This is a genomic window from Gillisia sp. CAL575 (assembly GCF_000403785.1).
In the GTDB taxonomy this organism is placed as follows: Bacteria; Bacteroidota; Bacteroidia; order Flavobacteriales; family Flavobacteriaceae; genus Gillisia.
Genome location: NZ_APHJ01000054.1, coordinates 41,090 through 66,742, shown reverse-complemented (window position 1 = coordinate 66,742; position 25,653 = coordinate 41,090). Strand labels below are relative to the sequence as shown.

The following is a 25,653-nucleotide window of genomic DNA, read 5'->3' as shown; positions in this document are numbered from 1 at the left end:
AAAAGATTATTAATAATTTAACAAGAAAATTGTTAAGGAATCTTAAATATTAAATCCTAACGCTATTATTTTGCTAATACGCCATTAATTCTTTTAATTTTTCATTAATACGATTTTTTGGAAGGTATTGATTCTCTAGGTTTTGCGTAAAAGGAATAGGTGTTTCCATACTTCCTAATCGTTTTATAGGTGCGTCCAAATACTCAAAACATTCTTCGGCGATCTGAGCAGCAATATCTGAAGCAATACTTCCAAAGATTGAATCTTCATTTATAATAAGTACCCTACCTGTTTTCTTTACAGAACTGAAAACCGTTTCTATATCCATTGGCTGCAAGGTTCTAAGATCTATAAGATCTACACTAAGATCTGGGAATTCCAGTAAAGCTTCCATAGCCCAATGTACTGCTGCCCCATAAGTAACTATACTAACTTCATTTCCTTCTTCAATAAAAGCTGCTTTTCCAAAGGGAATTGTATAGTAATTTGTAGGTACTTCTTGGCGAATGCTTCTATAGAGCGCTTTATGTTCAAAGAACAAGACAGGGTTGGGATCATTAAAAGCAGTATTCAGTAATCCTTTCGCATCTTTTGGAAATGCTGGATATACAACCTTTAAGCCCGGAGTTTTAGTAAACCAGGCTTCGTTTGTCTGACTATGAAAAGGTCCTGCACCTACCCCAGCTCCACAAGGCATTCTAATAACTACATCTGCCTGCTGATTCCATCTATAATGAACTTTTGCTAAATAGTTTACAATAGGATTAAAACCCGAGCTTACAAAATCTGCAAATTGCATCTCCACCATAGATTTGATTCCCTTGATAGAAAGTCCCATAGCGGCAGCCACTATTCCAGATTCACAAATCGGAGTATTTCTAACCCTATCTTTACCAAAATCGTTTAAGCTGTTTTCGGTAATTTTAAAAACTCCACCGTAATCTGCAATATCTTGTCCCATTAAAACAAGATCTTTGTGTTGCTGCATAGATTGCTTTAAACCTTCAGCAATAGCATCTATAAATCTAATATTCTCAACTTCTTTATTTTCTTCAAAATGTTGATATTTAAACTCTTGATAAACATCATTTAATTCTTTACTTTCAGAAGAAACAATTATTTCTTCATCAAAAGCAAGTTGTAAATTCTCGTCTATTTCAGCTTTAATGTCTTTAATATATTTATTATTAACCTCTTGACTTAGAATATTATTTTCTGTTAGAAATTCTTTAAAATTAGAAAGAGGATCTTTGGCAGCCCATTCATTCATCAATTCGTCTGGAACATATTTAGTGCCGCTCGCCTCCTCATGACCTCTCATTCTAAAAGTGATAAATTCTAACAATACCGGTCTTGGGTTCTTACGAACACTTTCTGCAATTTCTGAAACCTTGGTAAATACCTCTAAGATATTATTCCCATCTATTTGATGTGCTTCCATTCCATAACCAATCCCGCGATCCATTATATTCTTACACCTATATTGCTCTGTGGTTGGAGTTGATAGTCCATACCCATTATTTTCGACACAAAATAATACTGGAAGATCCCACACAGAAGCAATATTTAAAGCTTCATGAAAATCTCCTTCACTAGTTCCTCCTTCTCCAGTAAAAACAGCAGTGAGTTTATTCTCATTCTTAAGTTTATGCGCTAAAGCAATCCCATCTGCAACCCCTAATTGAGGACCTAAGTGAGAGATCATTCCCACTATCTTATATTCCTGAGTTCCAAAATGAAAGCTCCTATCTCTTCCTTTGGTAAATCCATTCGCTTTTCCTTGCCATTGCGAGAACAATCTAAAAAGTGGAATTTCTCTTGCGGTAAAAACTCCTAAATTTCTATGCATTGGCAAAATATATTCATCCTCCTGCATTGCCATGGTAACCCCAATAGAAATAGCCTCTTGACCAATTCCGCTAAACCATTTAGACACTTTTCCCTGTCTAATTAAAATAAGCATTTTTTCTTCTATAAGTCTAGGCTTAAGCATTCCTCTATATAACTTTAATAAAGTGGAATTTGGAAGATTGGTATTTTGAAAATTTATAGGTATAAACTCTATGGTTGCTGGTTTCATAAAATAAATCTAGTTCTTCAAATGTAATTAATTTTATGAGTTCCTTATTATTGTAAAGAAAAATATATACTCCGTTAATTTTATTTAACTTTGTTTATAAACTATGATAAAGACACCTTAAAATGGCAATGAATAATATACCAAGTGTAGATTTAGCAGATTTCCTTTCTGGAGATGCAAAGCGCAAGCAAAAATTTGTAGATGAATTAGGTAAAGCCTATGAAGAGATTGGGTTCGTTTCTTTAAAGAACCATTTTTTAAGTGATGACTTGGTTGAGGAACTTTATAAAGAAGTGAAATCATTCTTCGAGCTTCCAGAGGAGACCAAAAAAAGCTATGAAATTGAAGGTTTAGGCGGACAAAGAGGTTATATATCTTTTGGAAAAGAACATGCAAAAGGTAAAAAAGAAGGAGATCTTAAAGAATTTTGGCATTTTGGACAAGAACCGACTGCCGATGCTAATCTAAAAGAAAATTATCCTCCTAATGTTATTGTAGAAGAGTTAATGGACTTTAATCATACCGGGATGGAAGCATATAGAATGCTGGAAAAGACTGGAATTTATGTACTGCGTGCATTAGCAATTTATATAGGATTAGATGAGCATTATTTTGATCATTGGGCTAGTAATGGGAATAGTATCTTAAGACCTATTCACTACCCTCCTATTACGGAAGAACCAAAAGGAGCTGAACGTGCAGGAGCACATGGAGATATTAATTTGATTACTCTTTTAATGGGTGCTTCTACTGGAGGTCTTCAAGTTTTAAGAAAGGATGGGGAATGGATTGATGCTATTCCAGAAGAAGACGAACTGGTAATAAACGTTGGTGATATGCTGGAAAGACTCACTAATAATAAATTGCGCTCTACAATTCATAAAGTGGTTAATCCACCGAAAGAGCAATGGAGCAATCCAAGATATTCTATTCCATTTTTCATGCATCCAAGAGGCGAAATGCCTTTAAATTGCTTGGAAGAATGTATAGATGAAAACAATCCTAAACAACATGAAGATATTACCGCTGGGGAATTTCTACATCAGCGCCTTGTTGAGATTGGGCTTATAAAAAAATAAGTAATGGCCAAAAAGAAATTAGGCTTTGAGGATTTGGGCGGATTTGTGTTTTCTACAGATAATGATTTTGATGTAGATGCGGATTCGGACCAGATTGAAACCCCTGAACCAAAAGATCAACATTTAGAAGCACATTTTAGCAATAAAGGTCGCGGTGGTAAAATAGTCACAGTTATCAAAGGTTTTGAAGGGAAAGATGAAGATCTTAATACTCTAGGAAAAGCATTAAAAAAGAAATGCGGTGTTGGCGGATCTGTGAAAGATAATGAGATCATTATTCAGGGGGATGTTAGAAACAAGGTCATGGAGTTTTTAAAACAAGATGGTTATAGAGTGAAACGAGTTGGCGGATGATCGATGTTTAATAGTACTAATGTTTTTTTAACTTCATAAAATGCCTAGACAATTACATATTGCTAATGGAAACACCCTTGCACATAATATTTTGGAGCTGGGTATTGATGGGGAAATTGTTGTTTGGCGAGAAATGCTATGTGAAGGTCCAACAACTTATGAGTTAGGTACTCCGGAGTTCACTAAGCTTCGAACCACTTTTTTAAAGCGGCACTACCAAATTGATCCTGCAGAATATGAAGAGAAATTTTTGAAAGAGGTTCGAAAATTGGATTCTATAAAAGATACCGATGAAATCATTCTTTGGTTCGAATTTGATCTTTTCTCTCATATAAATATGATCTCAGCAATAAGCAGATTATTAGAAAATAAAATTGATATCCCTGTATATCTTGTTTGTAGCAAAAAACTGAAAGGAGAGAAAGAATTTATGCCACTCTCTCAACTATCGCTGAAGCATTTAAGAAATCACTTTGACCAAAAGATTCATTTAGATCAAGATGATCTAGAAATGGCCAACTTGATCTGGCAGTACTATAATGAGGAGAATCCGTTAAAATTAAAAGCCTTAATTAGGCAAAAGTCTAATTTTGAATATTTATCTAGTTGTATAAGAACTCATATAGAACGCTTTCCAAATTCTAAAACAGGCTTAAACACTATTGAAGTGAATATTCTTCGATTAATTAAAGAGAATACTATCACTAGTTTAAACCAGTTACTTGGTTATTCCATTCAGTATCAAGGATATTTTGGATATGGGGAAAGGCAAGTTCAAAGATTATTGGATAAGTTAAAACAGTTTTACACTCTTAAAAATGAAAGGCTTATACTAACAAAGGCAGGAGAAGAAGCATTGGCTGGTTCTCGCAATTTTTATCAAGATTTAAAAAACAAGGAGTCATTTGGCGGAGTTAAAATGTATGATTTCTTGTATGACTCCGAATCTCACAATATTTTAAAATTATAGAATGACTTTAAAACCTTCAGAATTTATCTTAAATGAAGATGGTAGTATTTATCACTTAAATTTATTACCAAACCAATTAGCTTCAACAGTGATAACGGTTGGCGATCCAGATAGAGTGAGCCATGTCACTAAGCATTTTGACACTATAGAACATAAAGTTCATAAAAGAGAGTTTCATACACAAACTGGGGTGTACAAGGGAAAAAGAATTAGTGTAATTTCTACAGGAATTGGAACAGATAATATAGATATCGTTTTCAACGAATTAGATGCCTTGGTTAACATAGATTTTAAAACAAGAAAAGTCAAGGATACTCTCACCTCTCTAGATATTATTAGAATAGGGACATCTGGATCTATTCAAGCAGATATCCCTATAGATGCTTTTTTAGTTTCTGAAACTGCTGTAGGTTTTGATTCTTTACTTCATTTTTATAAAAGTGAGGAAATTCAAGATATTAAATTTTCAAAATTATTATTAGAACATCTAATTCTACCAAGAGAAAATGGTCTTCCTTATGTAGTAAATGCAGATGTTACGCTACTCTCCCATTTTGATAAGGATTATTTTAAAGGAATCACTGTAACCAATTGTGGCTTTTATGCTCCACAAGGAAGAGTGCTTAGGTTGCCGCTTAGCAATCCAAATTTAAATGATAGAATGACTCATTTTAATTATAAAGATCGAAGAATCACCAATTTAGAAATGGAAACTGCCGGTATATATGGCTTATCTAAACTACTTGGACATAGAGCAGTATCATTAAATGCGATTGTTGCTAACAGAGCCACTGGAGAATTTAGCAAAGATCCAACGAGAACGGTAGAGAAACTTATTATAGATGCATTAAATAAAATAGCTACCATAGAATAAGTTATTTAACAGAACATTAAAGAAGAGAGCATTTGAGTCTTTGTATTTTTGTTAAAAAACATCCCTATGCTAGCATCTACAGAAACTCGTTTAAGACATCGAGACCTAAATTGGTTGAGTTTTAATGAACGAGTATTACAGGAAGCTGAAGACGATATAAATCCGCTTTATGAAAGGCTAAAATTTCTGGCTATTTTTTCTTCCAACTTAGATGAATACTTTAGAGTACGAGTATCACAATTGCGCCAGATTAAAAAAGTTGAAAAGAGCATTCGTAAAAAACTAGCACTACGCCCTAATAAATTCACCAAGCAAATTTTAGAGGAAGTTAAACTTCAGCAAAACAAATTCGGGGAAATCTTTCACGAACAAATCATTCCTCAATTAGCTGAAAATGGAATCTATTTAATAGAGTCTGAAGTATTTGATGAGGCTCAACATGTGCATGCTAAAAAATATTATAAGGATAAGGTTACTGAATTTTTAAAGCCTGAGATCATTGACCTCAATAAAGATTCTGAATTATTTCTTACTAATAATGTCCTATATTTTGTGGTTACGTTTAAAGATGAAAATAAACTAGGCATTGTTAATATTCCTACTAAAGAGTGTGGTCGATTCGTTCAGTTTAATAATAATACAATCACATTTCTGGATGATATTATTAGAAATATGATTCCCGAAATCTTTCCTAAAGAATCTGTATCGGGGATCTTTGAAATAAAAATGTCTCGAGATGCAGAACTCTACATTGAAGATGAATTTGAGGGAGTTTTAGCTGAAAAAATTTATGCATCTTTGGCTCAACGTACAGATGGACAAGCTACTCGGTTGCTTTATGATGCAGATATAGATAAAGTAGTACATAAGAAATTACGTAAACTTCTAAACCTTGGAAAGATTGATATGATGCCAGGAGGGAGATATCATAACTTCAGTGATTTCTTTTCATTTCCAGACCCATCTAATAATCCGAAATTACATTTTGAAGAGCTTCCTGCCTTGAAACATAATGTTTTGGGGAATACTGAAGATTATTTTCAGGCTATAGCACAGAAAGATCAGTCTTTGCATTTCCCATTCATGTCTTTTAATTATGTAGAGAAATTTTTGGAGCAAGCTGCATCAGATCCAGATGTAGAGGCAATTAAAATATCTTTGTATAGAGTTGCAGATGAATCTCAATTAACCTCTAGCCTTATCAAGGCAATAGAAAATGGAATAAAGGTTACCATATTCGTAGAAGCCAAAGCAAGATTTGATGAAGCTAATAATATAGTTTGGGGAAGAAAGTTTGAAGAAAAAGGAGCCAAAGTCATTTATAGTTATCCTAAAATAAAAGTTCACTCCAAGATCATGTTAGTAAAAAGACGTGAAAATGGGAAGTCGAAAAGATACGCATACATTGGAACTGGTAATTTTAATAGTAAGACTTCCAAGATCTATTGTGACCACGCAATTTTTACTGCAGATAAAAGAGTAACCAAAGAATTGGATAGAATCTTTAAAGTCTTAGACGGGAAATTGATAGTTCCCAGAGAAAAACACCTATTCATTTCTCCATTCTCTACTCGTAGAAATTTTACCAAATTAATAATGAATGAAATTCAATTTGCATTGGAAGGTAAAAAAGCTTCCATAGTTGCAAAGATGAATAGTTTGGAAGACGAGGAAATGATCGAACTTCTATATAAAGCCAGCAATGCCGGTGTAAAAATACGCTTGTTAATTCGTGGGTTTACAAGTCTTATCCCTGGAGTTAAAGGGATGAGCGAGAATATTTATATTACAAGTATTATAGATCGATTCTTAGAACATGGAAGAATCTATCTTTTTGAAAATAATGGGGATGAGCAAATATTTTTTGGAAGTGCAGATTGGATGGGAAGAAATCTAGATAGAAGGATAGAGGTTATTACTCCTATTTTTGATGAAGATATCGCACAAGAATTTAAGGATATTTTAAAAATTCAATTAAGTGACAATGTAAAGGCACGGATTCAGGATAAAAATGAATCAAATAACTATGTTGCGAAAAAAGCTGGTGAAAAAGCAATTCGTTCTCAATATGAGATTTACGAATATTTAAAACACAAACACAGTAAATAATGAGAACACTTAGAGTTGGTGGAGTTCCAGAGCATTTCAACCTTCCTTGGCATCTTGCTATAGAAGATGGAGATTTTAAATATGATCATTTACATATCGAGTGGCACAGCTTTCCAGGAGGAACTGGCGCGATGAATGCTGCATTGAGAAATAAGGAAATAGATGTTGCCATTATTTTGACTGAAGGTATCATCAAAGATATCATTGCAGGGAATCCTTCTAAAATTGTGCAAACATATGTGCATTCTCCTTTAATCTGGGGAATACACGTAGATGCTAGTTCTCCTTATAAATCTGTAGAGGAGCTTAAAGACACTAAAGCAGCCATTTCCAGAATGGGATCTGGTTCTCATCTAATGGCTTATATAAATGCTGAAAAGCTTAAATGGGATACTAAATCTTTAGAATTTGAAATTGTTGGAGACATTGATGGTGCCGTAAATGCTCTTGCTCAAGACACTGCACAATATTTTATGTGGGAGAGATTCACAACAAAACCTTTGGTAGACAATGGTACCTTTAGACGTGTTGGGGAATGCCCTACTCCATGGCCATGTTTTGTAATCGCAGTTAGAGAAGAGGTTTTAGAAAATAAAAAGGATGCAGTTAGAGAAATGCTGAAAGTAATAAATACAAAGACTATCAGTTTTAAAGAGATACCTGAAATTGAATCGATACTAGCAAAGAGATATGATCAAAAACCGGAGGATATTAAAGAATGGTTAAATATTACCTCTTGGAGTGAATCCCAGTTAACAGTAGAAGAGATTGAGAATATCCAAACCCATTTATTAAATTTAAATTTAATTACTGAAAAACTCGCTGTTTCTAAATTAATTTATAATTTGTAGTCTTTTAAAAATCATCCCAATTCTAAAGACTTACATGAAAAATCAGCTTCTACTTCCCCTGTTTATAATTTCTTCATTTTTAAGTTTCTCTCAAGAAAAAACTGAAACTACTAAAACTACTTCTTCGGAAGAAGTATATAAAAGGGACATCGCTAAAAATGAATTAAGTATTGGAACTCTCAACTTGGTTGCATTTGGAGCACTGGATGTTGCTTATGAACGTATAATTAATCAGAGTTCTAGCTGGGCGGTCGAAGCCTTCGTTCTTGCGCTGGATAGAGATAATGAAGACATTGGTGATGCTTTTAACAAAGATGTTTCCCTAACAGGAAAGTACAAACATTTCTTTGGAGATCGTACTGCATGGGGCTTTTACGTAAATGGCCTCGCAATGATTTCGTCTGGTGAATACTCTCAATATAATGATTACTATGTTGATGATATCTACTACTCCAATCGTGAAAAGAAAAATTACACAGACTTTGCTCTAGGCTTTGGTTTAGGTGGAAAATTTGTTTCTAAACAAGGTTTCTTTCTAGATTTAAGTACCGGAATTGGACGAAATTTATTTAGTGATGATTCTCCAACGGTTGTTGGACAATTTAATGTGAATCTTGGTTTTAGATTTTAGATTACCATTTAATCGGGAATATTTCATTATCAATTAGATACTTATTAGTTTGGCTAAAATGTTTATTTCCAAACCAATAACCCCTGTTTGCGCTTAATGGAGAAGGGTGTCCGCTGTTTAAGACCAAATGTTTTGAAATGTCTATCTTTCTTCCTTTCTTTTTTGCATAACCGCCCCATAGTAGAAAAACAAGGTGTTCCTTTTCTTCAGAAAGAATTTTTATAACAGCATCTGTAAATTTTTCCCATCCTTTGTTTTGATGAGATCCTGCATCGCCACCTCTAACAGTTAATACCGAGTTCAATAATAATACTCCTTGTTTTGCCCATTTTTCAAGATTCCCATTTTGTGTGTCAACAGATTCCCCAAGATCAGATTCCAACGCCTTAAAAATATTTTTTAATGATGGCGGATTTGCAATTCCATCATTTACTGAAAAACACAGTCCGTTTGCTTGCCCAATTCCATGATATGGGTCCTGCCCTATTATTACCACCTTTACATTATCTAAAGTTGTTTTGTTAAAGGCTTCAAAAATATGATCCTGTTCTGGGTAACAGGTATTATTTTTATATTCTGCAGAGACAAAATCTATTATATCATGGAAATAAGGTTTACTAAATTCATCATTTAGTATCTTTTTCCAACTGTTATGGATAGTGAGCTTCATTATAATTTAAGTAAATTTGTAAAACCCAAAATTAGGGAAAAATTACTATGATAAAAATCGCATCGAAAAGTCTCCAAGATCTAGAGTTTCCTACTGTTAGAATACAAATAAGTGAGTTGTGTACCACTTCAATGGGAATAGAAAAGGCTTTGGAAATTGTTCCGTTTAATTCTTATGATGATACTATATTTGGTCTTAATCAGACTAACGAATATGTGAGTTCTTATATGCAAGACAGTAAAATACCAAATCATGGTTTTGATGCTGTACACAGAGAATTAAAACTCTTAGGAATAGAAAATGCAGTTCTAGAAATTGGCGGTTTTAGGAAGATCTCAAGCCTTTCTCAAGCTGTAAATGATCAACTCCGATTTTTTAATAAATTCAAAGAACTTTACCCAAGTTTATATAGAACTACAGAAGAGGTAGAATATACCAAAGTTCTAATTGAAAGAATAGATGAAGTAATTGATAGGTTCGGGGATGTAAAAGATAATGCTTCACCTCTATTACTAAACACTCGTAGAGCGATGAATTTGGTAAAGGGCCAGATAAATTCGAGTTTTACCAATGCGCTTTCCAAATATAGTGGCTATGGCTATTTAGATGAAATAAAAGAAAGTGTTGTAGATAATATTAGAGTATTGGCAGTTTCTGCAATGCACCGTAAGAAAGTGAAAGGGGGAATTTTAGGTAACTCTAAAACTGGAAGTATTGTATATATTCAACCGGAAGCTACGTTAAATCATACCAGAGAATTAAATAATCTGGAATATGAGGAAAAAGAAGAAATAGACAGGATTTTAAAGGAACTTACTTTGTTCTTAGTGCCCTACACAGAGCTATTAAAGGAATATCAGGAACTTCTTAGCGAGATTGACGTAATTGCCGCAAAAGCGAAATATGCACGACTCATCAATGGTTTATTACCAAAGATCACGAAGGAGCGAGAACTTTTCATTAAGGATGCCTATCATCCATTACTTTACAGGAATAATCTTAAATCTGGTGAAAAGACACATCCTCAGAACATTGAACTTTCCAAAGAAGAACGAATTATAGTTATTTCTGGCCCTAATGCTGGAGGTAAAAGTATCACTCTTAAGACGGTTGGTTTGCTTCAAATCATGTTACAAAGCGGAATTTTAATTCCGGTGCATGAATATAGTCGGGTTTGTCTTTTCGATAAAATATTGACAGATATAGGGGATAATCAATCTATTGAGAATCATTTAAGTACATATAGTTATCGCCTAAAGAACATGAATTATTTTCTGAAAAAATGTGATGAGAAAACCTTATTTCTTATAGATGAATTTGGAACTGGAAGTGACCCAGAATTAGGTGGTGCTTTAGCTGAAACCTTTTTGGAAGTATTCTATGAACGTGAATCTTTTGGGATCTTAACAACTCACTATACCAATTTAAAGATGTTGGCAAATGAATTGCCATATATGAGCAATGCCAATATGATGTTTGATTCTAGAACATTAGAACCTCTTTTTAAATTACATCTTGGTGAAGCAGGAAGTTCTTTTACTTTTGAAGTGGCTCAGAAAAACGGGATTCCGTATAGCCTTATAAATCGTTCTAAAAAGAAAGTAGAACGTGGAAAGATTAGGTTTGATAAGAGTATTGCAGATCTTCAACGAGAACGCAGTAAGCTTCAAAAAACTACCGACTCCTTAAAAAGTAAGGAATTGAAGGCATCTCAGCAAAAAGATAAGTTGGAAGAAACCAATACAAAGATTCAGCAAAAATTAGAAAGCTATCAGGAATTGTATGATAGCAATCAGCGCTTAATTTATCTTGGTCAGAAGATCAATGATTTAAGCGAAAAATATTTCAGCAATAAAAAGAAAAAAGATCTTATTGGTGAATTTATGAAGATTGTGGAGATAGAAAATTCAAAACGTGTAAAAGCAACTCCTAAGGAAATTAAGGTTAAAAAAATTAAGGAGAAAAAAGTAATACAAGAAGCCGAGAAAACGGTTGAAGTTATAAGGGAACGCAAAAAAGAAGAAAAGAAAACTGAAGCGATTCAGCAGAAAAAAGAGGCAAATAAACCGAAAGTATCCTTAAAAATTGGAGACAGAGTTCGCATGGAAGATGGTCGTGCAGTTGGATCTATAGACAAAATTGAAAAAGGAAAAGCCATTGTAAATTATGGCATGTTTACAACTAATGTGGATCTAAACCAGTTAGAACTAGTACAACCGGCGAAAAATAAAAAATAAAATGGAAGCTGTATTACCAGAAAATAAGAAGATCATCCTATTTGATGGCGTTTGCAATCTTTGCAATAATGCTATCAATTTTGTTATTGAACATGATAAAAAAGATGTTTTTAGGTTCGCGTCTCTACAGAGCGATTTAGGTAGAAAAATGGTTTCAGAAAGAAATATAGATCCAGAAGTATTGGATAGTATTATCTTGATTGAGCCTGGAGTTGCTTATTATGAAAAATCTACTGCCGCGTTAAAAATAGCTAAAGAACTTTCTGGTGGCTATTCACTATTGAGTTATTTCTCATTTCTTCCAGATTTTATTAGGGATGGAGTATATAATATAGTGGCAGCTAATAGATATAATTGGTTTGGCAAGAAAGAATCTTGTATGATCCCTACACCGGAGTTGAAAGCGAAGTTTCTAGATTAAAATAAGAAAGTGTTTATTTAAAGTATTATTAATTAAAAAACTTCATCATTCTGAACTTGTTTCAGAATCTTATAACTCTATAAGTCAATAATGTTTTGAGACCCTGAAATGAATTCAGGGTGAAGAGTAAAGGAATAAACTAAAACACAATCTCTTTAGAATATACGGTACTTTTTAATAGCCTTTTTTATTAAGCCATTTCCTTATCTCCAGATTTCTTATAATTATCATCCCAATCCTTAACATTAGGAGGACCTAATTTATCTACAGATTTTGCAACTAACATAGACACAGCAGCATCTCCCGTAACATTCACAGTTGTTCTACACATATCTAAAGGTCTATCTATAGCAAAGATTAGGGCTAAACCAGCTTCTGGAATTCCTGCTTGAGCAAGTACAATTACCAACATTACCATTCCTGCACCAGGAACAGCTGCCGATCCAATAGAAGCTAAGGTAGCCGTTACTATAATTCCTAATTGAGCTCCAATACTAAGATCTATTCCAAAGGCTTGTGCAATAAATACTGCAGCCACTGCTTGATAAAGACTGGTACCATCCATATTTATGGTAGCACCAATTGGCAGTACAAAACTTGTAACTTCTTTATGTACTCCAAGATGCTCTTCTACCCTTTCCATTGTCACAGGCAAGGTTGCAGCACTGGAACTTGTTGAAAAAGCTAATAATTGAGCTGGAGCAATTCCGTTTAAGAAAAAACCTGGTTTATTTTTAGTGAAGATCCAGACAATAAGAATATAGAATCCAATCATCAAGGCTAGACCTATTAATACAGTCAAGGCATACATAGCCAATGCCGCGAAAAGATCGGCGCTTGGTGATTCTACAACTAAGGCAGCCAGCAAAGCAAATACACCATAAGGAGCAGCAAGCATAATAAGATCGATCATTTTTAAGATGACTTCATTAAAACCATCGAAAAAGTCTTTTACAGGTTTTCCTACTTCTTCGGGAATCAGGATCAAACCAATTCCGAAGAAAATAGCAAAGAAAATAACCTGTAGCATATTACCATTATCGCTAGCTGCACCAAAAATATTACTAGGAACAATGTCTTCTAAAGCTTGTAAAGGTCCAGCATCTTTTTGCTTTTGAGCATCTGCAATTCTTACGGAAGCATCAGTTTCATAACTGGTAATAAGATCTGTTCTGGTTTCCTCACTTATGGCACTTCCTGGTTTTATAAGATTTACAAGTCCCAGTCCAATAGAAACAGCAATAACGGTAGTTATAATATAGGTTACAATAGTTCTGGTTCCCATCTGGGATAATTTGGAAATATCCTTTAGATCTGAGATCCCTTTAATTAAAGATGCTAGAATTAATGGAACTGCAATTAATTTTAGGGAATTTATAAATATGTTTCCAAAAGGCTTGATCCAGTCTTCCACAAAATCTGGGCCCCAACTAAAATTGGTTAATACTAATGCGAAAAGTACCCCAAAGAGCATTCCTAATAAAATTTGCCAGTGCAATGCTAATTTTTTCATTGTATTTCTTGCTTTAATTCCCCATGGAGGATATAATTCCCCGAGACTTGCCCCGGACTTTTAAAAATATTTTGGCCCGAAACATCGGAAAATACCTCGTGAATTTTCCACGAGATTACTGCTTTATATTTTTGATACTTTATTTTGCAACCAAAAATCTGCTAGCACTAATGCTGCCATTGCTTCCACTATAGGAATTGCTCTTGGAACTACACAAGGATCATGTCTTCCTTTTCCCTGCATTTCAACAAATTCCCCTTTAGAATTTATAGTTTCTTGTTTTTGCATAATAGTAGCTACAGGCTTAAATGCTACATTAAAATAAATATCCATACCGTTAGATATACCTCCTTGAATGCCGCCGCTTAGATTTGTTTTTGTAGAACCATCCTGATTAAAAAGATCATTATGCTCACTACCTTTTAATTTGGTACCTTCAAATCCGCTACCAAATTCAAATCCTTTTACAGCATTAATAGAAAGCATTGCTTGCCCTAAACTAGCATGTAATTTATCGAAAACCGGTTCTCCCAAACCAATAGGTACATTTTTAATAATGCATTTTACGGTACCACCTACAGTATCTCCTTGAGATCTAATCTCTTTTATATAGGTTTCCATGTTAGCAGCTGTCTCAGGATCTGGACAACGCACGGGATTGGATTCAATTAAACTGAAATCTAATTCATCTGTTTCCTTATCTAATTTCAATTCACCTACTGAAGCGGTAAATGCCACTATTTCAATATCTTTTATAAGTTGCTTAGCAACTGCACCTCCAACAACTCTGCATGCAGTTTCCCTAGCCGAAGAACGTCCTCCACCTCTATAATCTCGTATTCCATATTTTTCTGAATATGTATAATCTGCGTGAGAAGGTCTAAACGCATCTTTTATATGAGAATAGTCATTAGATTTTTGATTGGCATTTTCAATAGTAAACCCAATAGGCGTACCGGTTGTTACACCCTCAAAGATCCCAGAGAGAAAAACAACAGTGTCTGGTTCTTTGCGTTGAGTTACAATTGCAGATTGGCCAGGCTTTCTTTTATTGAGATCCTCCTGAATTTTATCTAGATCTAAAGTAATCCCAGCAGGACAGCCATCTATAATTCCACCAATAGCAGGTCCATGTGATTCTCCGAATGTAGTTAGTTTGAATAGTTTCCCAAAGGAGTTCCCCGCCATAGACCGATTTTTAACAAATGTAATTTTTTAACTACAGATTTAAAAATCTAAGTTAATATTAAAATTCAATTATATAAAAATCAAAATTTGCATTTCTTGATATTAGGAATTCATAACACCAAACACATCTTCATATAATTTATCTATATCGAATGGCTTGGTCAAAAAATGAATTTGCGCCAGCTTCCATGAACACTGCCTTGGCATTACATAAGTGTAGTTGTCATAATTATTTTTACTTTTGAAGTATGTTCGATATTACTGACTTTTTACATATTAAAAGCCCATCTACTCCAGAGATCCTTTTATCTAATATTAAAAGATCTATGTTTTTTAAAATAATATTCACTTCAGATTTTTGTAATTTATTGGATACAACTAGTAATTTATTTAAGTCCTGTTCAAAATCTAATGATTACAATTCTATATATTTGAAATAAAACCACAACTCAATAAAGTCGTGATTAAAATTTATACAGGATAAGCACAACTCATAAAATTAATCGAAGAAGAAATACGAAGAACTAATTTTCCATCTGCAACTATAAGAACGATTTTGAGATATTAATTTTAAGCACTTAATATTTTTTCTACATTTTCATAAAGAATATCCATATCAAAAGGTTTAGTCATAAATGCATCGGCACCTGCTTCAAAACATACAGGACCAGCATTATGCATTGCAGTAATCATCAATACTTTTACCTTTGCGGTTTCCTTATTCTTTCTAATTCTAGAACAAACCTCTGTCCCATCTACTCCAGAAATTAATTTATCTAATAAAACTAGATCTATTTTATTATTTAAGATGTTTTTTTCGGTCTCTTCTGGACTTCCTGAGACTATTACATTATAACCCTTAAATTCCAAAACTGCTTTTAACATTTCTCCAATCATAGCATCATCATCGACTACTAAAATATTTTTATTTTTCGTCATAATATTTTATTCTAATATTCTATATTTTATTCAGCTTAAAAATAAATTCTGAGCCTTCTCCTTTTTTACTTATAACATTTATAGACCCGTTATGACGCTCTATAATTTCGTTCACCAAAAACAAACCAATTCCAAATCCAGAAAAAGTTTCTTCATTTTTATCACTTATTCTATAAAATCTTTTAAAAATTTTCTGAATTTCTTTTTGTTCTATACCTAAGCCATAATCTTTTATTCCTACAGCTATCTTTCCATCTTTATCTTCCCAAGTTTTAACTTCTATATTTTTATTGTCGGGAGAATATTTAATAGCATTGGTGACTAAGTTTATAACAACTTGCTCAATCCTATCTCTATCTGCTTCCACTTCGGCAAAAAAAGTATGCTCAACTTTAATATTTGATTCTGGACTAAAAATTTTAATATCCTTTACTGCTTCGTCAATTAAACTATTCAGATTAAACTTAGATTTCATTAAAATTAGTTGTTCATCTTTAACTTTTGATAAATCTAATAACTCTGAAATTAGTCTTATTAACCTCGTTACTTGATTGTCTATTCTGGATAATGAGGATTCTAAAGGGATTTTTGTGTTTTGAAGATCAGGATATAATTTAATCATGCTTAATAACAATTGTACATATCCTTTAATGGAAGTAACAGGTGTTTTAAGTTCATGACTAACCATTTTTAAAAAATTTTCTTTTCGTAATTCTTCTTCTTTAATTTTGTGTATTTCTGTAGTTGCAGTTACCCAAGATTGGAACTCGCCTAATTCATTTCTAATCGCACTTGCTCTAGCCAAGTGCCAAATATAATTCCCTTCCTTATCGCGACATCTAAGTTCCATTTCAAAATTTTCCTTGGTTTTTAGAGCTCTTTCAGTATTCGTTAAAATAGATGGAATATCATCGGGATGGATTAATTCTGCCCATCCATTTTTAAGTAAATAATCTAGACTTAATCCACTAAAATCTAACCAACTTTTGTTATAATAAAATGTCTTTAAATTTTCATCTGCATTCGAAATTTTGTCTGGAATAAGATTTGCTAATTGTCTAAATTTTAATTCACTTTCTTTTATTTTCTGATTTAGCACAGCCGTTTTTGTAACCTCATTAGCGATTACCGCAACTCCAATAATATTTCCATTCAAATCTTTTTGGGGTTGATAAATAAAATCGAAATATCCCTTTACTTCTTTATTATTAACTAAATGAAAAATTTGGAATTCTTGAGCTGCTAAAGGAATTCCAGAGTTATAAACTTCTTCAAACTTATCCTTCATTCCTTGACCTACAATCTCGGGAAGGATTTCGAATAAAGATTTGCCAATTACATCTGGACCTTTTCCCCAAACTTCAATCATTGCATCGTTGGCTATCTCTATAATAAAATTATCCCCCGTGAGGATTGCAATTAAACCTGGGGAAGAATATATAAGTTCCTCAAATCGATGGATGCTTTTCTTTACTTCTAAATTTAATATAGCAGTTTTAGTAACATCACTAGCGATTACGGCAACTCCTATTATTGCTCCATCAAGATCCCTTTGCGCTTGGTAAATAAAATCGAAGTATCCTTTAATTAATTTCCCATCTACTTCGTGATTTGCAGGAACCGCAGCAGCGGTAAAAGATTTACCTGTTGTATAAACATTCAGCAATAATGTATCAAAACCTTGACCTTTTAATTCTGGGACACCCTGTAGTAAGGGTTTTCCTATGATGCTTTTATCTTTTCCCCAAACGTTTAAAATAGCGTCATTTGCAGTATCTATAACTAAATTAGGGCCTATTAAAATACATATTAATCCAGTAGAAGAAAATATTAATTCTTGATAATGATGATTACTTCTATTTAAATTTTCAATTTCTTCTTTTGCAGCTTTTAATTCCTGCTGAAGTTTATCAATCTTAATTTTTGAAACACTATTCTCCATTTAAGCCATTTTACAATCTCCAATACGTAAGTATTAATTTGTAAAAATAAGTGAGAAGAAAAAATAACTTCCTGAAATATTCGTTAAAAATTCAAGTTGAAATTGAAATAAAAGTTAAGATTATTTTAAAGCATTTTTTAATATACTTACAGGATGTTGAGCTTGTCTTTTGGTTCCATCAAATATTTGATGCCTACAACTAGTGCCGTTTGCAGAAATAATAGTTTCCGAAGGACACTTTCTTATTGCAGGAAATAAGCTCTGTTCTCCAATGTTCATACTAATATCATAATGTTCCTTTTCGTAGCCGAAAGAGCCTGCCATACCACAACAACCAGAACTGATTATTCTCACATTAAAGTTGGTTGGAAAATTGAGAATATCAAAAGTAACAGCAGAGTTGGATAAAGCTTTTTGATGGCAATGTGTATGAATTTTAATCTCTTTACTTTCTGAAGTAAATGAATTGGAATTTATATTTCCTAGAGCGATTTCCTTCTTTAAAAACTCTTCTATCAGAAAGCAGTTTTTAGATAATTTTTCTGCATCCTCTAATTTGTTAGCCAGTCGCAAATATTCGTCTCTAAAGCTCAATATGGCTGAAGGTTCTATTCCTATTAATGGTGTTTCATCTGAGATTAAGCCTGAAAAGAGCTCAATGTTTTTATTAGCAACTTCCTTAGCTTCTTCAAGAAAACCCTTAGAGATGTAACTTCGTCCACTTTCTGGGTTTTTTAGAATTATTACTTGATAATTTAGCTTATGTAATAATTGCAATGCATCAATCCCAATCTGCGCATCCAGATAATTGGTAAATTCATCATTGAATAAATAAACAGTTTTAATAGGATTTGAAATTTCGGTATTGTTTTTAGAATAGTAATCCCATACTGTTTGTTTAGCAAGTTGTGGCAACGTCCTTTCTGAAGCAACTCCCATAATATTTTTAGCAATACCAGCTGTAAACGAATTAGAGAAGAAAAAATTAGAGATTCCTGTTGCTTTAGATGCCAGATGATTCATTTTAGCATTATTTGCAAATGCCTTGCTTCTTAAGGATTTCCCGTTCGACTTTTGATACTGATATTGAAACTCGGCTTTTAGAGCAGCCACATCTACATTAGATGGGCATTCACTCTTACAACCTTTACAACTAATACAAAGATCAAAAACCTCTTTTAATTCTTCATGTGCAAACTTATTTGGTTTTTCTGAATTGGTTAGAAATTCCCGCAATGCATTGGCTCTTGCTCTAGTGGTATCTTTTTCATTTTTGGTTGCACGATAACTAGGACACATCGTTCCCCCTGCCTCTACAGATTTTCTACAATCTCCACTTCCGTTACATTTTTCTGCCAATCTTAAAATTCCTTGGGAATCAGAAAAATTCATTAATGTTTCTATTTCAGGTTCATTTCTATCAATTTCATAGCGCAAGGAAGTGTCCATTGGTGCGGTATCTGTGATCTTACCTGGGTTAAAAATATTATACGGATCGAAAATGGCTTTTACTTCCTCAAGAAGTTTATAATTTCTAGAACCTATCATCATCTCAATAAATTCTCCTCGTACCCTTCCATCCCCATGTTCTCCGCTCATGGAACCTCTATATTTTTTTACCAATACAGCAACATCTTCTGTTATCTTTCTAAAAAGTTTTACATCATCTTTTTTCTTAAGATCCAAGATTGGTCTTAAATGTATTTCTCCTGCTCCGGCATGTGCATAATAAACAGCATCCTGTTTATACTTATTCATGATCTCGGTAAATTCAGCTATATAATTTGCGAGATCTGGGAGTGCAACTGCAGTATCTTCTATACATGCAACTGCTTTTTTATCTCCAATTATATTCCCAAGTAAGCCCAGTCCAGCTTTACGTAATTCTAAGGCTTTATCTATTTGTTCGTCCAGAAGAACGGGGGAAGCGTAGGCAAGATCAGTTTGTTCAATTCTATTTAAAAGGACATGAATCTGGTTATTTAAATCTTCCTGGCTCTCAGACCTTAATTCCAACATAAGAATTGCCTTTGGATCTCCTTTTATAAAAAACCTATTCTCCTTATATTTTAAATTCTGAATGGTACAATCCAGAATTACCTTGTCCATCATTTCACAAGTGTACAAATCACTTTCCATGGCAGGTTGGACCGCTAACATACAATCTTCTATACTAGAAAAATGTGCAGCAACCATTGCTGTAAACTTTGGAGGGAGAACATCCAGCTGCAAAATGATTTCTGTAGTAAATGCCAAAGTACCTTCACTTCCCGAAAGTAACTCACATAGATTTAATGCTTTACTATTCTTAGAAAATACTTCGGTATCAATTAAACTATCTAAAGCATATCCCGTATTTCTCCTATGTATGGTTTCAATTGGAAATTCATTAGTTATTTCTTTCTGAACTTCAGCAGGGGAAAGCAACTCGTAAAGCTTTGTATAAATTTCAGCTTCTAAAGACTTTCCATTCCTATAAAATTCAAAATCATTTCCTGAAATAGCCTTAAATTCAGCCTCACTCCCATCACTTAAAATTGTTTTTAGGCTTAGTGTTTTATCACGGGTGGTTCCGTATTTTATAGAAGTAGTTCCACTAGAATTATTACCAACCATTCCGCCAATCATACATCTATTAGAAGTAGATGTATTTGGCCCAAAGAATAAGCCGAATTCCTCGACAGTTCTATTCAGGTCGTCTCTAATAACTCCAGGTTCCACCACAACTGTTCTTTTACTAGGATCAATTTTTAGGATTTTTGTGAAATATTTAGAAACATCTACAATAATTCCACTCCCCACACATTGACCTGCCAAAGAAGTTCCCGCGGTCCTTGGTATTAATCCTATATGATTTTGAGTTGCAAAATCAATAAGCAACTTAATATCGTCTTTGTTTTTGGGATAACAAACTGCCAATGGTATTTCTCTATATACTGATGCATCAGTGGCATATATACTTTTATGTAGGTCGTCAACCAAAAGTTCTCCGTTAAGAGTCTTTTCTAATTTTAATAATTTCTCTTTCATAGCTGCTCTAAATTTACAAATTAATAGAACAATTGCTTAACAACCTATTAATGATTATTAACAATACATTGGCTATTGATGCAATTTCATTGTGATTTTAACGTTTAAATTTGCTCAACAAACTAAAATAAATCAAACATGAAAAAATTAATTTTATTAGCAATATTCGCATTTGGAGCAACAGTTACTACCAATGCACAAACAATCTCTGAAAACGCATTAGGATTGCGTCTTGGTGGAGGTAATGGATATGGTGCTGAAGTTTCTTACCAAAGAGCTGTAGGTGGAGATAATAACAGATTGGAATTTGATCTAGGATGGAGAAATGATAATTCCAGATATAATTCTGTTAAACTTGCTGCTTTATACCAATGGGTATGGAATATTGAAGGTGGTTTCAACTGGTATGCTGGCGCTGGTGGTGGTGTAGGTAATATTAGTGCAAAGGATGAACGTTATTACAACAATAAAAATTACAAGTATTACGATGAAACTTTCTTATTTCTTGCAGGAAATATAGGTATTGAATATAATTTTGATATCCCTTTATTGATCTCTCTAGATTTTAGACCTGAAATAGGATTCATTAATGATAATGATGATTTTGATAATTTCTCACCAGATGTTGCATTAGGACTTAGATACCAATTCTAGACTAAAACAATCTTATATAATTAAGGCTGAAGGATTTAAAACTCTATTCAGCCTTTTTTAATTCCATTATAGCCCTCTCATATAATTTCTCATAGATAGGCACTATCTTATGAATATCGAAAGCCTTAGCTTGTTCTCTAGCATTTAGCTTAAATTTTTCCAGATTACTCTCATTCTCTAATATCTTAATAGCATTTGCAGCCATTTCTTCTACATTCCCAACGTCACTTAAATATCCAGAAAATCCTTGTTTATTAACCTCTGGAAGTCCACCGCTATTAGAGGAAATAACCGGAACCCCGTTTACCATAGCTTCCAAGGCTGCTAATCCAAAACTCTCTTTTTCTGAAGGCAATAAGAATAGATCTGAAAAACATAAGATCTTATCTATTTCATTACTCTGACCAAGAAATACGACTTTATCCTGTAATCCTAATTCTTGTACTAAAAACTCAGCTTTTTCTCTTTCTGGACCTTCACCAACCATAATCAGTTTAGATTTCACAGTTTTTTGTACAATATTAAAGATCTTGATGATATCCATGATCCTTTTTACTGGTCTAAAATTACTCACATGAGAGATGATCTTTTCCTCATCATCTGCCATTAAAGTACGCTGGCAATCTGTAAATCCAATTCTAAATTTGGCAACATCAATAAAATTTGGAACTACTTCGATATCTTTTTTGATTTTGAAAAATTTCAAAGTATCCTCTTTTAAGGATTGAGATACAGAAGTAACAATATCACTATTATTTATACTAAATGTTACAGCTGGTTTGTAAAAAGGATGATTTCCAACTAAGGTAATATCTGTGCCATGCAAAGTGGTTACCATTGGAATATAAATCCCATCTTCTTCTAACATTTTTTTCGCCATATAGCCCGCATAAGCATGTGGGATTGCATAGTGAACATGTAAAACCTCAATTTTATGAAGTTTTACCATCGTAACCAATTTACTACTTAAAGCTAATTCGTATGGTTGAAAATGAAAAAGCGGATACTCTGGTACATTAACCTCATGAAATTTAATATTTCCAGTAAGTTGCTCCAAACGTACTGGCTGTTTATAGGTGATAAAATGAATTTCGTGGCCTCTTTTAGAGAGTTCCATACCTAATTCTGTTGCCACTACTCCACTCCCGCCAAAGGTGGGATAACAAACTATACCTATTTTCATAATATGCTACTCTATAGATTCATATATAATACTCTGTATCTTTTCTCGAATATTCTCCCTAATCAGTTTCCGGTTATTTACATCTGGATAGGTTCTATTAGATAAAAATACGTAGACTATTTCTTCCTCTGGATCTGCCCAAGCTAAAGTACCAGTAAATCCTGTATGGCCAAAACTAGATAAAGAAACACAACCACAAGTAGGACCTGCAGTGCCTAATTGAGGTTTGTCGAAACCAACACCTCTCCTTACGTTCTGATCACAATAATAACAAGTATTAAACTTATCTAGAGTTTCTTGTTTAAAATATTCCTTTCCCCCGAATGTGCCGCCATTTAAATATAACTGCATCATTTTTGCAACATCTGTAGCATTGCTAAACAAACCGGCATGGCCTCCAATCCCACCTTGCATTGCTGCACCTTGATCATGGACATATCCTAGAACTTCTTGTTTTCTCCAAAGTTTGTCATATTCTGTTGGAACAATTCTACTTGTATCAATCTCGTTTAAAGGTAAATAAGTTATTGTGTTTGCTCCTAAAGACTTATAAAAATGCTCCTTTACTAAATAGCTTAGAGAGGAATTATAATAATCTTCAATATAATATTTCATTATGTAAAAAGGTAGATCACTGTATTTGTAAGCAAGTTTAGATTCCAACTTACTATCCCTTATAGTTCCCATAATAGAATCCCGAAGATCATCCCTTATAAACATATTTTTTGCGATCTGTGTATTATAAATATCCATAGGTTCATCCCGATAATATTTAACAGACCTACCCTTTGATTCTTTATCTAAAGTTGATATATAAAAAGGGATCCATGGTTTTAATCGGGCATAATGCATTAGCATATCTTGCAATTTAATATTAGCTTTATTAGAGCCTTTAAAAAATGGCATTAGATCCCCCAATTTTGAATTGAACTTGAGTACTCCCTGACCTTCTAATTCAATAATAAATGGTAAAGAAGCAAGTATTTTAGTTAATGAAGCTAAATCATATACTGAAGAATCTGTAACCTTTATAGTTTTCTCATAAGTATGAAAACCTGCATTTCTTTCGTAGATCACTTTCCCTTTTCTGGCTATTATCAACTGTAAACCGGGAGTCATTTCTTCTGAAATAGCTACATTAATCAAGGAGTCTATTTTTTGAAGTTTATAAGAGTTCATCCCAACCGATTCCGGATATCCATAAGACAATCTGTTTAAGCTTTTAGTATAATATCCTGTTCCTGCAGGGAATTCTTCACTTATGCTTACCGGCAATCTCCCTTTTGCTCCCAAGGCACCAAATATGATTTCTGCAGATTTCCTTTGAGCAGCTTCAGAGTTTTGATAGCTCATTACAATTCCCTCAATATTACTACTAGAATTAAGATCCATAAGCGCATAAGGCTTAGTAAAAATGTCTAATATGGTGATATTATTTCTGGATATTTCATGAATCCAACTTAACTCTTCAGCAGTAAATGCATATCTCGCCCACGGGGAGGCATTGGACTTATGATACCCAATAATCACCTGATTATAATTCTTTAATTTACCCAGCAACTCCTCCAACTTATTGGCCTTCACCCAATCTACTTTTGCATATCTGGATAACTGATGATAAAAAGCAGTCCCTTCATCGTCACCTAAACTTACATAAGCAATCTTTTTGCTTTCTAGGTCTTTTATTGGAAGAATCCCCACATCATTCTTAATAACCGTGATCGCATTCTCTATAAGTTCATCATATAGAGCAAGATCCTCTATTGTATTAAGTTCTGATACTAGATTAGTAGTATCTATGGCTTTATAATTCTGCAATCCCGCTTTGTATTTAGCAAATAAGATTTTTCTTACAGAATGTGCCATTCTCACTTCTGAAATGGTTCCATCATTATAAGCCTCTATGATCTTATCTGCAGCTTTAGGTACATCTTCAGAGATCAGTAAAATATCATTTCCTGCCATAAATGCTGCAAGATCTATTTCACCAGGGTTCTTATAATTTGATGCCCCTTTCATATTAAGGGCATCTGTAAAAATAAGTCCATTAAATTTTAGTTCTTTCTTTAGAAGATCATTTACTATGGCATTAGACAATGAAGATGGAATTGTTTCTTGCGTTTCTAAGCCAGGAACATTGAGGTGCGCAACCATAATGCTAGAAACTCCTTCTTCTATAAGCTTTTTAAATGGGTATAATTCTATACTATCTAGCCTGTTTTTAGAAAAAGATATTGTAGGCAAGGTTTTGTGTGAATCTCTTTTGGTGTCTCCATGTCCTGGAAAATGTTTTGCACTAGAGAGAATTCCCTCTTTATGCATTCCTCTCATAAAAGATACCGACTTTAAAGTGACATTTATTTTTTCTTCCCCAAAGGAACGATTTCCAATGATTGGGTTTAATGGATTTGTATTAATATCTACCACGGGAGCAAAATTAATATGCACTCCTAATCTTTTGGAATTGCGGGAAATAGCAGCCCCCGCTTTTTCAATTAGTTTAAGGTCTTGAATAGCACCTAAGGTCATATTCCATGGAAGTGCAAAGGTAGAATCTAAGCGCATTGCGAGACCCCATTCGGCATCCATTCCAATAAGCAATGGCGTTTTAGATATCTCTTGAAATTCGTTATTTAATTTTGCCTGACGTTGCGGCCCTCCTTTAGAAAATATAATTCCTCCAATATGATACTCGCTTATAAGTTCACGAACTTTCTCTATGTTTTTTCCGCTTTGGCTGGAAAACACATCAACCATAAATAACTGTCCTACTTTTTCTTGCAGACTCATATTCTCGTAGATACTATCCACCCAGATTTTTTGTTCCTTAAAATCTTTTGCAATAAGAGGATTACTATTCTGAGAAAAACAATTAAGGCTAAAAAGCAGAATGAATAAACTTAAATAAAATTGGGGTATTTTCATTCA

General features: G+C 33.5%; 19 protein-coding genes. 10 read left to right on the top strand and 9 right to left on the bottom strand.

All coding sequences use genetic code 11. The annotated features are described in order from the left end of the window. Positions 1-73 precede the first annotated feature (73 nt). Positions 74-2,080, bottom strand: coding sequence for a dehydrogenase E1 component subunit alpha/beta (locus I130_RS15010; protein ID WP_034925112.1), 2,007 nt, complete (start codon positions 2,078-2,080; stop codon positions 74-76). 128 nt (positions 2,081-2,208) lie between these two features. Between I130_RS15010 and I130_RS15005 the strand changes: the two genes are divergently transcribed. The 7 genes from I130_RS15005 (at position 2,209) to I130_RS14975 (ending at position 8,948) form a co-directional block, all read left to right on the top strand. After that, positions 2,209-3,159, top strand: coding sequence for an isopenicillin N synthase family dioxygenase (locus I130_RS15005; RefSeq protein WP_034925695.1), 951 nt, complete (start codon positions 2,209-2,211; stop codon positions 3,157-3,159). Between the two features lie 3 nt (positions 3,160-3,162). After that, positions 3,163-3,513, top strand: a complete 351-nt coding sequence (locus I130_RS15000; RefSeq protein WP_034925110.1) for a translation initiation factor — start codon at positions 3,163-3,165, stop codon at positions 3,511-3,513. Positions 3,514-3,553: 40 nt separating this feature from the next. Then, entirely contained in the window at positions 3,554-4,483 is a 930-nt protein-coding gene (locus tag I130_RS14995) for a DUF1835 domain-containing protein (protein ID WP_034925108.1), read from the top strand. A gap of 1 nt (position 4,484) precedes the next feature. Beyond that, positions 4,485-5,357: a nucleoside phosphorylase gene (locus I130_RS14990; protein WP_034925104.1), complete on the top strand. Its 873-nt coding sequence runs from the start codon at positions 4,485-4,487 to the stop codon at positions 5,355-5,357. A 66-nt stretch (positions 5,358-5,423) separates the two neighbouring features. Continuing rightward, the gene (gene ppk1 / locus I130_RS14985; protein WP_034925102.1) at positions 5,424-7,466 is read left to right on the top strand and encodes a polyphosphate kinase 1; all 2,043 of its coding nucleotides are present in this window, start codon (positions 5,424-5,426) and stop codon (positions 7,464-7,466) included. Next, positions 7,466-8,317 (top strand): substrate-binding domain-containing protein, encoded by an 852-nt coding sequence (locus tag I130_RS14980; protein ID WP_034925099.1) that lies wholly within the window; start codon positions 7,466-7,468, stop codon positions 8,315-8,317. Before ppk1 ends, I130_RS14980 begins: the two co-directional genes overlap by 1 nt. Positions 8,318-8,351: 34 nt before the next feature. Then, positions 8,352-8,948 (top strand): hypothetical protein, encoded by a 597-nt coding sequence (locus tag I130_RS14975; protein ID WP_034925097.1) that lies wholly within the window; start codon positions 8,352-8,354, stop codon positions 8,946-8,948. A gap of 1 nt (position 8,949) precedes the next feature. On the opposite strand, the gene I130_RS14970 is transcribed toward I130_RS14975, so the two are convergent. Next, positions 8,950-9,618: a uracil-DNA glycosylase gene (locus tag I130_RS14970; protein ID WP_034925095.1), complete on the bottom strand. Its 669-nt coding sequence runs from the start codon at positions 9,616-9,618 to the stop codon at positions 8,950-8,952. A gap of 47 nt (positions 9,619-9,665) precedes the next feature. On the opposite strand from I130_RS14970, the gene I130_RS14965 reads away from it, so the two are divergent. After that, positions 9,666-11,855: an endonuclease MutS2 gene (locus I130_RS14965; protein WP_034925093.1), complete on the top strand. Its 2,190-nt coding sequence runs from the start codon at positions 9,666-9,668 to the stop codon at positions 11,853-11,855. Position 11,856: 1 nt separating this feature from the next. Next, positions 11,857-12,276, top strand: a complete 420-nt coding sequence (locus I130_RS14960) for a thiol-disulfide oxidoreductase DCC family protein (RefSeq protein ID WP_034925091.1) — start codon at positions 11,857-11,859, stop codon at positions 12,274-12,276. Positions 12,277-12,466: 190 nt separating this feature from the next. Here the strand turns inward: I130_RS14960 and I130_RS14955 are convergent, their stop codons facing one another. From I130_RS14955 to I130_RS14935, 5 genes are all read right to left on the bottom strand, one after another. Further along, a complete protein-coding gene (locus I130_RS14955; protein WP_034925089.1) occupies positions 12,467-13,789 on the bottom strand; it encodes a dicarboxylate/amino acid:cation symporter in 1,323 nt (440 codons plus the stop codon). A gap of 123 nt (positions 13,790-13,912) precedes the next feature. Then, positions 13,913-14,977 (bottom strand): chorismate synthase, encoded by a 1,065-nt coding sequence (gene aroC, locus I130_RS14950; RefSeq protein WP_034925087.1) that lies wholly within the window; start codon positions 14,975-14,977, stop codon positions 13,913-13,915. 570 nt (positions 14,978-15,547) lie between these two features. Then, positions 15,548-15,916, bottom strand: a complete 369-nt coding sequence (locus I130_RS14945; RefSeq protein ID WP_034925085.1) for a PleD family two-component system response regulator — start codon at positions 15,914-15,916, stop codon at positions 15,548-15,550. A gap of 19 nt (positions 15,917-15,935) precedes the next feature. Beyond that, entirely contained in the window at positions 15,936-17,858 is a 1,923-nt protein-coding gene (locus I130_RS14940; RefSeq protein WP_051119737.1) for an ATP-binding protein, read from the bottom strand. 120 nt (positions 17,859-17,978) lie between these two features. Continuing rightward, the gene (locus tag I130_RS14935; protein ID WP_034925083.1) at positions 17,979-20,888 is read right to left on the bottom strand and encodes an FAD-binding and (Fe-S)-binding domain-containing protein; all 2,910 of its coding nucleotides are present in this window, start codon (positions 20,886-20,888) and stop codon (positions 17,979-17,981) included. Positions 20,889-21,026: 138 nt separating this feature from the next. Between I130_RS14935 and I130_RS14930 the strand changes: the two genes are divergently transcribed. Continuing rightward, a complete protein-coding gene (locus I130_RS14930; protein WP_034925082.1) occupies positions 21,027-21,542 on the top strand; it encodes a hypothetical protein in 516 nt (171 codons plus the stop codon). A 43-nt stretch (positions 21,543-21,585) separates the two neighbouring features. On the opposite strand, the gene bshA is transcribed toward I130_RS14930, so the two are convergent. Together bshA and I130_RS14920 are read right to left on the bottom strand one after the other, a co-directional pair. Continuing rightward, positions 21,586-22,725 carry an N-acetyl-alpha-D-glucosaminyl L-malate synthase BshA gene (gene bshA, locus I130_RS14925; RefSeq protein ID WP_034925080.1) on the bottom strand — a complete coding sequence of 380 codons (1,140 nt, stop codon included), beginning with the start codon at positions 22,723-22,725 and terminating at the stop codon, positions 21,586-21,588. A gap of 6 nt (positions 22,726-22,731) precedes the next feature. After that, positions 22,732-25,650 (bottom strand): glycoside hydrolase family 3 N-terminal domain-containing protein, encoded by a 2,919-nt coding sequence (locus I130_RS14920; RefSeq protein ID WP_034925078.1) that lies wholly within the window; start codon positions 25,648-25,650, stop codon positions 22,732-22,734. Positions 25,651-25,653: the final 3 nt, after the last annotated feature.

Coding starts and splice junctions, on each gene's coding strand:
- I130_RS14920 (WP_034925078.1), bottom strand. CDS start 25,650: ATGAAAATACCCCAATTTTATTTAAGTTTATTCATTCTGCTTTTTAGC.
- I130_RS14930 (WP_034925082.1), top strand. CDS start 21,027: ATGAAAAAATTAATTTTATTAGCAATATTCGCATTTGGAGCAACAGTT.
- I130_RS14990 (WP_034925104.1), top strand. CDS start 4,485: ATGACTTTAAAACCTTCAGAATTTATCTTAAATGAAGATGGTAGTATT.
- I130_RS14945 (WP_034925085.1), bottom strand. CDS start 15,916: ATGACGAAAAATAAAAATATTTTAGTAGTCGATGATGATGCTATGATT.
- I130_RS15000 (WP_034925110.1), top strand. CDS start 3,163: ATGGCCAAAAAGAAATTAGGCTTTGAGGATTTGGGCGGATTTGTGTTT.
- I130_RS14935 (WP_034925083.1), bottom strand. CDS start 20,888: ATGAAAGAGAAATTATTAAAATTAGAAAAGACTCTTAACGGAGAACTT.
- aroC (WP_034925087.1), bottom strand. CDS start 14,977: ATGGCGGGGAACTCCTTTGGGAAACTATTCAAACTAACTACATTCGGA.
- ppk1 (WP_034925102.1), top strand. CDS start 5,424: ATGCTAGCATCTACAGAAACTCGTTTAAGACATCGAGACCTAAATTGG.
- I130_RS14975 (WP_034925097.1), top strand. CDS start 8,352: ATGAAAAATCAGCTTCTACTTCCCCTGTTTATAATTTCTTCATTTTTA.
- I130_RS14960 (WP_034925091.1), top strand. CDS start 11,857: ATGGAAGCTGTATTACCAGAAAATAAGAAGATCATCCTATTTGATGGC.
- I130_RS15005 (WP_034925695.1), top strand. CDS start 2,209: ATGAATAATATACCAAGTGTAGATTTAGCAGATTTCCTTTCTGGAGAT.
- I130_RS14965 (WP_034925093.1), top strand. CDS start 9,666: ATGATAAAAATCGCATCGAAAAGTCTCCAAGATCTAGAGTTTCCTACT.
- I130_RS14980 (WP_034925099.1), top strand. CDS start 7,466: ATGAGAACACTTAGAGTTGGTGGAGTTCCAGAGCATTTCAACCTTCCT.
- I130_RS14940 (WP_051119737.1), bottom strand. CDS start 17,858: ATGGAGAATAGTGTTTCAAAAATTAAGATTGATAAACTTCAGCAGGAA.
- bshA (WP_034925080.1), bottom strand. CDS start 22,725: ATGAAAATAGGTATAGTTTGTTATCCCACCTTTGGCGGGAGTGGAGTA.
- I130_RS14970 (WP_034925095.1), bottom strand. CDS start 9,618: ATGAAGCTCACTATCCATAACAGTTGGAAAAAGATACTAAATGATGAA.
- I130_RS14995 (WP_034925108.1), top strand. CDS start 3,554: ATGCCTAGACAATTACATATTGCTAATGGAAACACCCTTGCACATAAT.
- I130_RS15010 (WP_034925112.1), bottom strand. CDS start 2,080: ATGAAACCAGCAACCATAGAGTTTATACCTATAAATTTTCAAAATACC.
- I130_RS14955 (WP_034925089.1), bottom strand. CDS start 13,789: ATGAAAAAATTAGCATTGCACTGGCAAATTTTATTAGGAATGCTCTTT.